This is a genomic window from Commensalibacter oyaizuii, from assembly GCF_029953265.1.
In the GTDB taxonomy this organism is placed as follows: domain Bacteria; phylum Pseudomonadota; class Alphaproteobacteria; order Acetobacterales; family Acetobacteraceae; genus Commensalibacter; species Commensalibacter oyaizuii.
On sequence record NZ_JASBAO010000001.1, the window covers coordinates 1,293,379 to 1,308,085 of the forward strand.

A 14,707-nucleotide genomic window follows, 5' to 3' on the forward strand; every position below is an offset into this window, starting at 1 on the left:
ATATGAAAAATTTTTTATCCCTCCCTGCTGGCATTCGCTCATTACAGCAACTTACCCCTAAAAATGCTTTGAATGATGTCCTGGCTGGTATCATTGTTTCCAGCGTTGCCATTCCCGTGGGGCTGGCTTATGCAAACCTGATGGGGGTTCCTGCTATTATTGGCTTATATGCCTGTATCATTCCTGTTTTTATCTATGCGCTTTTTGGGGCATCCCCATACTTAATTGTAGGCCCAGACGCCGCCGTCAGCAATATTGTAGGACTTAGCCTAACAGCATTCTCTTTAGTCTCTACAAATGATCGTGTCCAAGGTGCTGCAGCAATTGCCATTGCTGTTGGTATTATTAGTATCATCGCTGGAAAATTACGCTTTGGATTTATAGCAAATTTTTTATCCCGCCCTATATTAACGGGATATTTGGCTGGTGTTGGCATAGAACTGATGATTACCCAACTACCAGTTGTTACTGGAATTGATTTACCCAAAGGCAATTTTTTTCAGCAAACCCATTTCTTTCTATTTCATCTATCTTCTATACACTGGATTACGTTCGCCTTAGCCCTTTGTTTTTTCATTTTTATCAGGCTTTGTGTCACCTTTAAGCCCGCAATTCCTGCCCCAATCATTACGGTTATTATCGCCATTATTCTATCTTGGGCGTTTAATCTACCTGAACACGGCGTTAAAATTCTAGGATATCTACCCTCTGGTCTGCCTCGTTTTCAGATTCCTTCTTTTGACTATCCCATAACAGACTTTATCAAAACTGTTCTTGCCGTAACCATTATCAGTTTTTCCAGTGGCATCATCACAGCACGCAGTTTTTCCGCAAAATTAGGACAAAAAATAGATGCAAATCAAGAACTTATAGGATTTGGAATTGCCAATATATTTTCTGGCTTTTTTCAAGGATTTACCATAACAGGTGCAGATTCACGTACGGCCGTTGGGATTAGTTCTGGTGGTAAAACCGCATTAGTAGGCATTACCTCTGCAATTAGTATTGGTATCATTATCACTTTTTTATCCAAACCTTTGGGGCTACTACCTTCTTCGATACTAAGTATCATTTTAATTTCAACAGCCATTAATCTTATAGACGTCAAAACATTTCGTTTTCTTTTAAAGGTCAGCGTGATCGAAGCATGCTTTGTTATTATCACGGTCTTAGGTGTTTTGTGGGTTGGAGTATTACAGGGCATTATCATCGCAATTGGTATCACTTTACTGCATACTCTACTGCTTTCTGCAAAACCCAGGGATGCACAATTAGGAATAACCTCTACAAGTCATGACCTGGTAAATTTTAATCTAGAGCCAAACGCAAAGCCTATCCCACATTGTATTATTTATGTTTTTGAGGCCTCTATTGTCTTTTTTAACGAAGACTTCTTCATAAACCGTTGTATTCGTATCATTAATGAATATCAAAATCAGGATATCCGTTGGTTCATATTAGATGCCTCTGTCATGACGATTGGAGATGCTAGTACATTATATGCACTGAATCATATTTCCACTGTCCTAAAACAACAAGATATTACGTTCGTCATCGCTGGCGGGCATTTTAACTTTAGAAAAATTATAGCAAAAAGTGATATTATTCATCAAATTGCTGGTAACAAAATCTATGAATCTGTTGAAATTGCCCTTAATGAATTAATTGCTCCACAACTAACAGATACGAGCCAACATCATCATGTCTAAAAAAATCTGCCTCTTTGCACATTATAGTACAGCTCAAACTTTACCTAAAGATGTAAAGCATTATTTGCAAGCGCTATATGATAATGGTTGGGAAACGCATATCGCGCTTTCTGGTCACACTAAGATTTCCGAAGATACCCAAAATTTCTGCGCCTCTTACAACATTACCCCTCATTTACGCCCTAATCAGGGATTAGATTTTGGTGCATGGCAAGACATGATGAAAAAGGGAGTTACACTTGATGCAGATCATATTTTATTAACCAACGATAGTATCTTTGGGCCTATTTATCCAATGCACCCTATATTTACACGGATGTTATCCCAAAAAATAGATATATGGGGTATGGTCGAAACTTTAGAAGTTAATTGGCATTTACAGTCATGGTTTTTATGTTTTAATCAATCCCTATTCCAACACAAGAAAATACAGGCTCTTTTTAATCAGCCTTTCCATACGATGGAAAAAGCAGATATTATCTATAAAGCTGAATTGGGGTTAGGAAGAACTTTAAAACAAATCCCCAATTTAAAATATGCTGCTTGTTGGTCAAAAATAAATCGCTACCCCCTGAGAGATCCAAAACAAACTAATCCCATGCATCTAGATTGGTTCAGTGTTCTAGACTCTGGACGAGTACCTTTTATTAAAAAAGAGGTTATTCGTGATAATTATTACGGAATCTTTTGGTTAAATTATTATAGGAAGTTACTGGCAAATAATCGATATTTTCCGTTGGATCATGTCGACTGTTATTTAAAGCAATTCCCTAAACGACCTTTGCCTGTCATACCAAAGTGGAAACGTTTTTTATATCTCTTTAGCACTTACGACACTAAGATTGCTTGGCAATATTTCTTAAAACAAGGCATATCATGCCCTATTATTGCCCCCTAACCCAACGATAATATTCCAAAAGCGTTTCTGCTTGATGTTCGAACGTTTCAATATTGTCTTTGTAGGGATTTTCATAATGATTAAACATAGAAGCTTTATCTAACAAAGCTTCTACAGCCTTCTTAAGTTCGATGGCATCCCCGTCTAAAGAAATATACGTCCCATTAACACCGTCTATCACAGCCTCAGACTGTCCACCTGGATGACTACAAATAACCCATACATCCCGCAATAAGGCCTCTCTGACGGTCATGCCATAGCTTTCTTTCCATTGAGATGGGAATAGCAGCACATCGATATCGTAAAAGAAATCATCTTTCGTTTGTTCATTATAAGGCGGAACGGTGGCAACTTTACCTGAAACTTGCCACTCCCGAATATCGATCGGTGGATGTCCCATATGAACTTTACTATCTATAATATATAACTCCCAATCAGAACGATGTAATGACTCAAAAGCTTGCTTTATAACTTGATACCCCTTAATTACCTCATCGCCAGCGACAAAGCCAAACCGTAATGGTGTATCTACATTACGTGTAGGCCTTTCTTTCATCGACCTATCAATTCCATTCGAATGCACTTTAATTAAATCAGGATGAATACCATTGGCAATAAATAGCTGACGGTGCGTTTCACTAGGACTTAATAACAAAGACGCCTCTTGCAACCCTTGTTTCATCATAACCATACGCTCAGTCAGATGTCTGGCATGAATTTCACAAGATTGGCAAACCTGCAAATCAATCTTTGTTTGAAAACAATATTTTCGATCAGCCTTTACCATAAATTGACGGTTACATAACCACCAAGAATCGTGCAGCGTAACAATATAAGGAATACCAAGACTCTGACATGAAAACAGCATTTGCACACCCAAATTTTGAATAGCATGAAAATGAACAATATCAGGCTTCACAGCATCTAACACAGCATCAAAAGGTTCAACGATTTCGAGATTATTAAACTGCGTCGTATCATGTATGGAAGGTGTTAAATCCACAGAGTAAACCACAGACCCTTGACTTTTGTATCTACGTAATCCCTGATATGAATCTTTGAATGGTCGCGATGTAAAAATGCTGACCTCTACATCTTCAACTTGCTGAAGACGTTTTACCATCTCTTCTGCGACAATCGTTGCCCCACCAAAAGAATATGGATCGTAATGGATATTAACCACTAGCACTTTCAACTTATTTTTTGATACAAACTGTGGATTACCAAAAACAGGTCTAACTTGTTGTTCAGTTATAGTTTCTGGTAAATAACGTTTTATTATCGTCTGATATGCGGCTTCCCCCATCTTTTTTCGCAAATCAATATTATTTGCTAAACATAAAAGCTTTTCTTCCCATTCGGCACTATTACAGGCTAAGAAACCGTTTTCCTGGTCTGTAATTACGTCTACAAAAGCCGCACGATCAGAACAAACTGACGGGATCCCAAGTATTGAGGCTTCTAAATACTTAATATTACTTTTAGCATCATTAAATATAATAGGTTCCAATGGAGCAATTGCAATATCTGCCTGGGCTAATACCCCCAGATAACGTTCATAAGATAATGTGGGAATATACTTTACTTGCTGTGCAACAGTTTGAAAATTAACGGGTAATTCTAACTCTCCTACGATCCATAGACATAAGTTAGAATTCTTTTGAAGTGCCGCTAGAATACCATCCGCAGCAACCAAGAAATCAGCATTATGTGTACTAGTTCCTGAACCATACAAAATAACGACTTTATCAGAATCTTTTTGTTTCCGTTTATCCTGTGTGGGTTTAGGATAGTATTGTTCAGCAATTCTTAGTGTTTCTTTATCTAACGCATTTTCAATAACAACAACATTTTTTACCCCAGCTTCATGCATCACCTTAGCTAGTGTTTTAGTTGACGCAATGGCTCGATCACACGCTAACATTGATTTTCGATATAGATCGGCCCCAAAATGTAACAAATCCTTCTCTGCCTTGGGCAAAGTATCCATGAAACTACATTGAGCATATAACTCTTGGTCGACGATCAAATCGTCAACCTCCCACCACGGCTGCAATCCCAAACGTTTTGCTTCATTTAATTGTTTCAATACGTTTGAAAAAGCAGGAACACGGTAAAAAATAACTTGTGTGCAAATTTGCAAAGCGGATAGAACTTGAACGTGATCACGCCAATCTACGACAACAACTTTCCAACCTAATCGTTTGAAATGCTCTGTTTTTTGTTGAACTCTATATTTGTAACACTGTGGTAAAGTAATTTCAGAAACAATTAATATCAAAGGGTAATTTATATTTATATCTTGCTGAGTAAACTGACCATTTAATATTAATTGCAGCTTGTCACCTGCAATATCTTGTGTATATGTTTGGTATATTTTAGATGAAGTATCTGGTGATTTATATAAATATTGTAATTTTCTCCCTATATATTCTAATTTTGGAAAGACATAAGTGGCTTTTCTATAAACTCCTTGAATGCCTTCTTCATGATACGTTTTTAAAGTTTTCTTCTTAATATTTTTGAAGGAGTGTCCCGTCGGCAGTTTACGCTTAAATAAATAGTTTAATACACGAATGGGCGCTGTGATTTTCCACGAACGGGAAGATTGAAGTTGTTGTAATAATCTCTGCTTTTCTTCTAATGCATATTGTAGGCTTGTAATCTGCAAATTGTAGATTTTTGTACTATGACGATATACGTTTAACAGATCTTGTTGTTTTTTTAATTGGTTCATATCAGATTTATCATCAGACTGCCCAGCAACAAATTTCTTACGCATTCATTCTATCCAAATTAATAATTATAAAAAAACCAGTTACTACAAACATAGTAACTGGTTTTAAAATAACCAAAATAAAGCAAAAAACTTTATTAATATATTATTTATTAAGAAACAAGGAATTTATCTGTAGTTAATTCAGATACAGAAACACCTTCGATAATAATAGTATGCTTACCTTCAATATTCAGTACTGCATTACCATTAGCATCGTTTTGTGAATTTCTCAACAATTCTGCTAGGCTCTGTTGGTTCAACCCATAATTGAACAATCCAATACCATTGGTGCTGCCATCTTTTGCGAAGTCAGTAATAACTGTAGTACCGCCATCACTTGTACCATCTGCAAACAAGAAGGCGTTGTTACCTTCACCACCTGTAAAGGTTGAGTTACCGGTTCCTGCTGTGAATGTATCGTTTCCAGAACCACCAGTAGCATTGAAAGTTGTATTGCCACCACCAACAATAGTATTAGCAAAAATATTCAACCCAGCAGTAGAACCAGACGCATTTAAGGTTTCGTTACCAGCATCAGCAGTAAAGAACCCAGATTGATCACCCTCTGCATTTAATGTATAATTAAGACCTCTTGAACCAAAACCAATAGCGTTTCCAGCAACAGTTGCTGATATATCGCCACCACCATTAAACAAGGTAAAGTTTTTATCAGCGTCAACCTGTCCATCTTGAATTTGGGCAGCGTTTAGATCACCAGTTGCTTTAACGGTTGTTGCAAAACCGCCATTCAGTGAACTTACATTGCTATCGTAAGAGCCATCAAACGTAACTGTTCCTGAAGTACCACCATTAACGGTACTTCCACCACCAACGGTAATTGTATTACCATAGCTGACATCATTAACTAATGAACCTGCACCAACATCTACGAAAGAGTTATTTCCAAATAGTGCAACAGTATCTCTACCTGCACCATTTTTTACAGCTGCAGTAATTGTATCATGACCTTCAGAGATAACGTTGTTGTTTCCGTTACCTAATTCAATTGTGCTATTTGCTCGACCAGTGTTAATAACCCAGTCACCACCATTAACAGTATTACCTCTAAAGACGATGTTATTTCCAGCTTGGTTACCACCGACAAATTGACCACTTTCTTGGCCAGCGATATATGTCGTTTGAGCAGTACCACCTGCTAGTACTTTTACATTTTGCCCTGATGACATACCGGAGGAAAGCGTTACAGGTTGATTCAAAAATTGTGTTACTGGAGCATTCCGATCTGGATTAAACCCACCAGTAACAATGTATTCATAACCATTTCCAAAATGATAAGAACCAGTCGTTGTGACGAGTCCGTATCCAATTTTTCCATCAACTAATGAGGGATCATCAGAAAGATTCATAAAATTCAATGAATCTTGTTCATCTAAGTTGCTAAGCTCTGATTTAATTTGATTCGCGATACTAACAGCTCTTGAACCATCAAGTGTAACCGAGATTGCGCTATTAGAACCGCCGACAAGCGTAATTACTTCACCCATTCTTATACCTACTCTACTTTAATTACTTATGTTTAATTATTTAGCGATTTTTATTGTTGTTTTCAATCAATACAATATTTTTTTACATAAATCAATATATATAACAAAGTATATTGTAACTGATGTTGTATAAAAACAATTTACTTAGAAGGCGCAAAATAATTTATACAACATCAAATTTTATATTTACTTAGGCTGCGCTATTGTTATTTGCAACCAAGAACTGATCAGTATTTAATTGAGATACTGAAACATTTTGTATCGTAATGGTATGTTGACCATCAATATTCAGCACTGCATTGCCTTGAGCGTCATTTTGTGAGTTTTGAAGCAATGTTGCCAAGCTATTCGTATCCAGACCGTAATTAAATAATCCAATTGTATTATGACTACCTTCATTTACAAAATCTGTAATTACTGTAGAGCCATTTTGGCTGTTATCTTTGGTAAACATGAACAAATTATTACCAGCACCACCAGTAAAGGTAGTATTTCCTGTCCCTGCGGTTAGAACGTCGTCCCCAGAACCACCAATTCCAACAAAATTAGTACCACCACCAGACACAGTATTTGCGTAAATTTGTACTGATGCGGTTGAACCTGATGCGTTCAAGCTTTCATTACCAGCGTCAGCAACAAATAAAGCAGACTTATCACCAACAGCGTTTAAAGTATAAGAGCTTTGTGATTCCCCAAAACTGCCTCTAGCACCAAATGCTACAACCTGGCCTTTACTTGTCAGTGTCGTTTGGCCATAACCGTTAAAGAAATTTAAATTTCCGTCAACACTAATATTCGCATCACTACCTTGTGTGACTTTTAAATCTGCACCGTTAACTGCTGAAACCGTAATGGCGGTTCCACTCAAAAGCTCATTGTTAGGCCCTTCTTGAAAAGTAACCGTTGCGTTTGTCCCACCTGTTACGGTGCTGTTCTTACCAAGATCAAAAGTGTTATGATTACCTAGATCGTTGATAAGCGTATTCTCGCTTAACTTAACTTGAGAGTTTGCCCCCGTCAATGTCAAAGCGTTATATCCGCCAACACCACCAGTGATCGTATCAGAGCCTTCAGAGTAAACGCGATTGTTTCCAGAACCCAACGTGACTAAGTTCTGACCAACACCAGTATTTATTTGATTATTTCCATTACTACCTCTAACTGTAGAATTGCCTTCTCCAGTATAAATAGTCCAGCGGCCAGATTGTCCCTCTCCATTAAACACAAGACTGCCAGCTGTATTCATAATTTGACCAGATTCACTGCCAGCGTTGTAAGTAAACCCTGACTGTCTTCCAGCCAAAATATTAATATTTGCACTTAAGCCATTATTATTTAAAGTGATATTCCCAGTTTCAGCGGAATCAGCAATGACAACATATTGGTATAGACTTGGAATTTGATATGTACCAGCGTCATCAATAATGCCAACTGCTGCGACACCAGCTGGAACGTCAGGATTTCCAGAATCTGGATTTAACTGAAATGCTTTCGCAGTACCATTATTAATATCATTATTAATTTTTGACTGTAAAGTACCTACTGGGCCCTCAGCACGTCCCGTTGCCCCTTGTAGGGTCACTACCCCTGAAGCACCGGTAATGGTCATTGTTGTTGTCATATTTATACCTCGTAATATAATAATAGTTATTTTCAAATAACAAATTTAACATTTCATACTATGAAATTGTTATATGAAAGGAATACAACGACATATTAACAACTTCAAACATAAAAGCCATAATAAATGTTAAATCAAATTTATTTGTAATTCTTTTAGACATCTTGTGATTAGGATAAGTGCAGTATCAACCCCTTTTGTAATCTAACTAAACTATATACCATAGTGTATCTATTTTTTTAATATATTTTTGTAAAAAAAACAAAGATATTTTCTCTATACAGACTTAAAAAATATTCATTTTGAAGAAATAATGAAATTATAAATTTCACGATTTTTTTTGAACAAAATCTATAAAACACTATTGCATATATTCAAATTACCGCTCTTTACGAATACCAATAATATTCATTATACATAACATTATATCAGCACAGTTAAAAACCATAGGAATGCTATTATGCCTCAAGATTCTGATCATCAAGATTGCCCAAAATATTCTTTACAACAAATTCTTGATAACCATAACGAGCAACTTCTATTTTATAGACCCCATGATCAGCAGCATATACACCCACACCATACATGCTTAACGTGGCTCATTGGTAATATTCTTCCTAAAAAAATCATAATCCTTGATAATGAACAATATAATACACAATCTGTAATCAGTAATTTATTAAATCAATTCGAACTTTCAAGTCAATGTTATGGAAATATCAAGCAACAAACATCTAACTCTGCCCATAACTCCATAATTCCCCTTGATCATCTGAGCAGCCTAAACGACAGTTTGATTTATTTTAACTCCGCATACATATCAATTAACGACCACCCAACTCTATCCTCAATAATTAAGCATTTGCCAACGAATAGTATTTTGATATTTAGTAATGTTTATGAAAAAAATTCAATTTCCAAAGAAAATCAAAAACTAATTGATCAGTGGCAAACAGCTTATCTTAATTTTGAATTTAATCATCATGGTGGATTGCTGATAATATATACTGGAACAACCCCCCCCCCTACTTTACATGGGCTTTTTAACCTTAAAAATATACCTAAACTTGCTCAACGATTTAAAACACGTTGTGCTATTATGGATGAATATTGGCAACTAAAAGCGTTGTCGCAAAATAATATACACCTCACCTACAAAAAAGATCTTTTAGAGGCAAAATCAGAAACAAATCTATTGGAGCAACAGCTCTATTTCTTACAAAAACAAAAACAAACTGAGCTGCAGCAATTACAAAATACAATAGCACACTTAACACAACAACTTGGTCGGTCTAACGAACCCCCAAAATCGTTTTATACAAGACTTAAACTATTCATAAAAAGAAAGCTACAATCTTACACAGTAAAAAAAATTGTTAGTTCAAATCGTTTTTATACTATATTTATTCCCAAAAAAATACGTCAGTACGTAGAACAGCCAGCCTCTAATATCGACATTTCTTCTCCAACTTACGATAATAATTATCGTCCACGCCGTATAACATTCGTTGCAGGAGAACCTCATACACCTGGTGTAATCTATCGTTGTTATCGCAATGCGCAAGCATGCAGAATAGCAGGGCATGAGGCAAAAGTAATTAATGCGGCAGATGTTGGTCCCCAAGATATTAAATGGGCTGACATCATGATCTTATGGCGGGTTGAATTTAGCGGACATATTCTTGGAATCGTTGAGTTAGCTAAACAATATAACACCTTAACTGCATTTGACGCCGATGATATCGTTTTTAAACCTCAACTAGCCTATATTGAAATTATTGATGGCATACGCAGCATTGGAACCACAGAGGCAGAAACCTCACGTACTTTTGGTAATATGAAGCAGACATTGATGCGTACTGACTTTGCCGTCGCAACAACTGCTGAAATGCGTGAACATATGGCACAAGAATTAATTCCCAAACATGCTGGGCCATTGGTGTTCACACTACCTAATATTTTTGATGATGAGTGCGTTCAAACAGCTCGCTTTGCTGCCAGAATGAATAAATTACAAAAGAACGATACTTATATCCGTATTGGATATGCTTCAGGAACACGCACGCATCAACGCGATTTTGCTTTGGTTATTCCTGCGCTGATTAGTGTTTTCAAAAAACGCCCACAAGTCCGCCTAGTGTTATTCAGAGAACCTGAAAACCACCGACCTATTTTACATATGAATGAATATCCTGAACTTCAGGACTACGAAAATCATATTGAATGGAGAGATACTGTACCACTGCAACAACTCCCCCAAGAATTGGCGCGATTTGATATATCTATTGCCCCGTTAGAAGCAGACAACGTTTTTTGTAATGCCAAAAGTGAACTAAAATATTTTGAAGCTGCGTTAGCTAATGTTTGTTCTGTTGTCTCGCCAACAGGGCCTTTGAAAAGATGCATTGAACATGGTGTTACAGGTTTTTTAGCGAATACAACTCAGGAATGGGAAAAACATTTAATAACCTTAATTGACAATCCTGAATTACGCCATCAAGTAGCTCAAAATGCATATCACGATGTTTTATGGAATTTCGGTATTCAACGTCAGTCCAAACTATGTGATACAATTTTCCATAGCCTTACAGGTGAAAAAGGTGCTGCCCAGGCTGTAGAAACCATGATCAATCGTGGGAAATATCGTAATTTAAGCCTGCCCACCATCCCTGAAAGCGAGATTCTTTTCGATCATGATGCCTTACGAACAGCTATGGTAACGGTTATTATTACTTCTTATAACTATAGCCAATATATAATTGAAGCAATGGAATCCGTCAAAGCACAGACTTTGCAATATCTTGATATGATCATTGTTGATGATGGTTCCTCTGATGATTCTATCGATCTGATCCTGGCTTGGGCTAATAATCATAAGAACCGTTTCAACCGCCTTCAATTACACCGCTCGGTCAAAAATGCAGGACTTGGAGGGGCTCGTAATATTGGTATTGCTGCTAGTGAGACTCTTTATTCTATGCAACTGGATGCAGATAATCGATTACTACCAGATACATGTGAAAAACTTCTGGCTGTCATGCAAGATACTGCTATAGGGTATGCTTATCCCCAACTGCGTCATTTTGGTGCGGGTGAAAGCATCGGGGGCCATGTTCCCTTCCATCCATTACGTTTGACTGTCGGCAATTATATTGATGCCATGGTAATGTTAGCCAAGTGGGCGTGGGCTGCTGCAGGGGGTTTTTACGTACAACGCGACGCAATGGGGTGGGAAGATTACGATATGTGGTGCAGACTGGCTGAATTAGGAATCCAAGGAACACAAGTTCTTGATGCGTTTGCAGAATATCGTGCTCACTTTTCGTCTATGACTACTACTGTTACAGAGCAAACCAATCATAAACCTAAAGTTGTTTCCCATCTTTCTGAACGCCACCCCTGGATCGATATCGTTTATCCAGAGGATTCGCCTTGGTACAAGAAAAAATAATCACTGTTTTAAAAGCCTATATTACAATATAGGCTTTTATTTTTGTAAATATATTACTGCAACTTTTTATTAGCTTATGACCTAGAATCTATAAGAAATTTCTGAACACTATCTCTCTAAACCCGAACTATGATTGATTGATACTTCCTCACACACAAATAAAAGCAAGATATTCATGTCTAATATAATGAAAATATAACAATAAAGATTTATAGAAAATACTATGACTTTAATAAAGTAATTTTAGATATGCTTTTATTTTTTATTCTCGTTTTTTTATCCCCTTTATAAACACAGCCCTCGCAAAAAAAATCACCAGAACGATTGGGATTTATAAAACAAAAGGCAAATCAAGGTGATATTAAAGCTCAACTATTGATAGGGGCCGTGTTTGCAATAGGTCCATATGGTATTAAACAAAATATTTTTGAAGCAAAAAATCATACCAAAGTTAGAAAATGGTACAGGAAAGCAACAGACCAAAGGGATGGTACATCATTGAATAATTTAGGCGTATTTTATGTTTTTAGCCAAGGTGTCCCTAAAATATTACAAAAGCTAAAGAATATTTCAAACAGGCCTGCTTGCACAGAAACAGCAAAGGACGTAAAAATTATAAGCATTCGAACGATCAATAAATCATAAAAAAATATAGATAATATATGTTGGTCTTTATCCTTGACTACTAACTTTCTGGTACATTCTCTAGTAATTCCTTTATCCAAATCGTGGCATTCCCATCCGATGGTGCACGCCAGTCCCCACGTGGGGACAATCCCCCCCCAGCTGAAACCTTTGGGGCATTAGGCATTGCAGAACGTTTAAATTGACTAAACACAAAAAAGCGTTTTACAAAAACCTCTAACCAATGTCGAATTTCTGATAAATTATAGGCAATTTTCTTATCTTCAGGAAATCCTGACAACCAATTTCCCTTATTAACATCAGACCAGATAGAATAAGCAAGAAAAGCCACTTTTGATGGTTTTAACCCGTATCGTAAAATATAATATAGATTAAAATCCTGTAAGGCATAAGGACCGATTTTAGCCTCAGTGCTTTGCAGCGTTTTATTATCTTGTGATGGAATTAATTCTGGAGAAATTTCAGTATCTAAAATGCGTTGCAAGATTTCACCTGCATCCTCTGAAAAATGTCTGGATTGAATAACCCAACGAATTAAATGTTGAATCAAGGTTTTTGGTAGCCCTGCATTCACATTATAATGCGACATTTGATCCCCAACCCCATAAGTACACCATCCCAAAGCCAGTTCTGATAAATCGCCAGTTCCAATTACAATGCCATGATGATGATTGGCCAATCTGAATAAATAATCAGTTCTTAACCCAGCTTGAACATTTTCAAATGTAACATCATATACTGCTTGCCCATCGGCATAAGGGTGCTTCATATCCTGTAACATTTGTTTGGCTGCTGGGCGAATATCTAAACATTCCCACTGTATTCCTAAAGCGTCCATCAATGCCTCAGCATTGTTTTTGGTTTCAAAACTGGTTCCAAAGCCTGGCATCGTATACCCTAAAATTGACTCTCGCCCTATTTGCAGTTCATCCACCACTTGGGCAGCAACCAATAACGCTTGGGTAGAGTCCAACCCACCAGAGATCCCAATAACTAGTTTTTTTGCACCAATTGCCTGAATGCGTTGTTTTAGTGCTGATACTTGGATTCTATATGCTTCAAAACAATCTTGTTCCAATCGTTGTACGTCTGATGGAACAAAGGGAAACCGCTCTACAGGGCGCTTTAATCCCAAATCAACCAATGCTGGTGATAACGTAAAGTGAATATTACGATAATCATAGGGAACAGATAAATTTTGATGAAACGTTCCAACCTGCATACGTTCTTGTCTTAGAATATCTAGGTCAATATCTGCAATTAAACAAGTTTGCCCTTCGGGAAAGCGATCTGTTTGTGCTAAGATTCGACCATTTTCAACAATGGATAATTGACCGTCCCATGCCACATCGGTTGAAGATTCCCCCTGCCCTGCAGCAGCATACAAGTACGCACAAATTCCACGTGCAGATTGTGACTGGCACAATAATAAACGCTTATCAGCTTTTGCAATAGTAATATTACTGGCAGAAAGATTGGCGATTACTGTCGCCCCACCTATACAGGCATAGCTGCTGGGGGGAACTGGCACCCACAAATCTTCACAAATTTCTGCACTGATAACAAAATCAGGATAATCAACAGCGGAAAATAACAGATCCACACCGAAAGGAACCTGTTGCCCCAACAAAGTTATCTGCCGATCAACAATGTGTTGGCCACTAGCAAATTGCCTAGCCTCGTAAAACTCGCGATAATTAGGTAGGTAGGATTTTGGAATAACTCCCAAGATTTTACCCTTATGGATAGCAATTGCGCAATTATAAACAGCACCTTTAAAAATTAACGGAGCACCCACAATCAACACAGGCAACAAAGTTTGAGTTGCTTGACAAAGGGAACTAATTGCTTCGACTATGCTATCTAATAAGACATGCTGTAACCTAAGATCTTCTATTGCATAACCTGACAAAGACAGCTCAGGAAATACACACAACGCTGCCCCCTGTTCGTGTGCCTTACCAGCTAAGCTGATAATTTCCTGACTATTGGCAATTGGATCTGCCAAACGCACTGAAAAATTACAAGTAGCAACCCGAACAAAATTATGTTCATAAAGAGAATAAAAATTTTTCAAATGCTTTTCCTCTGCCAAACCA

The 14,707-nt window shown here is 37.2% G+C and carries 8 protein-coding genes; 4 read left to right on the forward strand and 4 right to left on the reverse strand.

Going from position 1 to position 14,707, the window contains the following annotated elements; all coding sequences use genetic code 11:
- Nucleotides 1-2 precede the first annotated feature (2 nt).
- Together QJV27_RS05730 and QJV27_RS05735 are read left to right on the forward strand one after the other, a co-directional pair.
- Nucleotides 3-1,709 (forward strand): SulP family inorganic anion transporter, encoded by a 1,707-nt coding sequence (locus QJV27_RS05730; protein WP_281447991.1) that lies wholly within the window; start codon nt 3-5, stop codon nt 1,707-1,709.
- On the forward strand, nt 1,702-2,607 hold the full coding sequence (locus QJV27_RS05735) for a rhamnan synthesis F family protein (protein WP_281447992.1): 906 nt from the start codon (nt 1,702-1,704) through the stop codon (nt 2,605-2,607). Before QJV27_RS05730 ends, QJV27_RS05735 begins: the two co-directional genes overlap by 8 nt.
- On the opposite strand, the gene QJV27_RS05740 is transcribed toward QJV27_RS05735, so the two are convergent.
- The 3 genes from QJV27_RS05740 to QJV27_RS05750 form a co-directional block, all read right to left on the reverse strand.
- Entirely contained in the window at nt 2,594-5,389 is a 2,796-nt protein-coding gene (locus QJV27_RS05740; protein WP_281447993.1) for a glycosyltransferase, read from the reverse strand. The genes QJV27_RS05735 and QJV27_RS05740 overlap by 14 nt on opposite strands.
- Before the next feature lie 107 nt (nt 5,390-5,496).
- A complete protein-coding gene (locus QJV27_RS05745; RefSeq protein WP_281447994.1) occupies nt 5,497-6,753 on the reverse strand; it encodes a hypothetical protein in 1,257 nt (418 codons plus the stop codon).
- A gap of 328 nt (nt 6,754-7,081) precedes the next feature.
- Nucleotides 7,082-8,512 (reverse strand): hypothetical protein, encoded by a 1,431-nt coding sequence (locus tag QJV27_RS05750; RefSeq protein WP_281447995.1) that lies wholly within the window; start codon nt 8,510-8,512, stop codon nt 7,082-7,084.
- Nucleotides 8,513-8,972: 460 nt separating this feature from the next.
- Here QJV27_RS05750 and QJV27_RS05755 point away from each other — a divergent pair, with 460 nt between their 5' ends.
- Complete coding sequence (locus tag QJV27_RS05755; RefSeq protein ID WP_281447996.1) at nt 8,973-11,963, forward strand: glycosyltransferase; 2,991 nt, start codon at nt 8,973-8,975, stop codon at nt 11,961-11,963.
- A gap of 324 nt (nt 11,964-12,287) precedes the next feature.
- Entirely contained in the window at nt 12,288-12,608 is a 321-nt protein-coding gene (locus QJV27_RS05760; RefSeq protein WP_281447997.1) for an SEL1-like repeat protein, read from the forward strand.
- Nucleotides 12,609-12,648: 40 nt separating this feature from the next.
- Here the strand turns inward: QJV27_RS05760 and QJV27_RS05765 are convergent, their stop codons facing one another.
- Nucleotides 12,649-14,685 (reverse strand): NAD(+) synthase, encoded by a 2,037-nt coding sequence (locus QJV27_RS05765; protein ID WP_281447998.1) that lies wholly within the window; start codon nt 14,683-14,685, stop codon nt 12,649-12,651.
- Nucleotides 14,686-14,707: the final 22 nt, after the last annotated feature.

What these genes read in the sequence shown, in the direction of transcription:
- QJV27_RS05750 (WP_281447995.1), bottom strand. Translation starts at nt 8,512, where the DNA reads ATGACAACAACAATGACCATTACCGGTGCTTCAGGGGTAGTGACCCTA.
- QJV27_RS05755 (WP_281447996.1), top strand. Translation starts at nt 8,973, where the DNA reads ATGCCTCAAGATTCTGATCATCAAGATTGCCCAAAATATTCTTTACAA.
- QJV27_RS05740 (WP_281447993.1), bottom strand. Translation starts at nt 5,389, where the DNA reads ATGCGTAAGAAATTTGTTGCTGGGCAGTCTGATGATAAATCTGATATG.
- QJV27_RS05730 (WP_281447991.1), top strand. Translation starts at nt 3, where the DNA reads ATGAAAAATTTTTTATCCCTCCCTGCTGGCATTCGCTCATTACAGCAA.
- QJV27_RS05735 (WP_281447992.1), top strand. Translation starts at nt 1,702, where the DNA reads ATGTCTAAAAAAATCTGCCTCTTTGCACATTATAGTACAGCTCAAACT.
- QJV27_RS05745 (WP_281447994.1), bottom strand. Translation starts at nt 6,753, where the DNA reads ATGAATCTTTCTGATGATCCCTCATTAGTTGATGGAAAAATTGGATAC.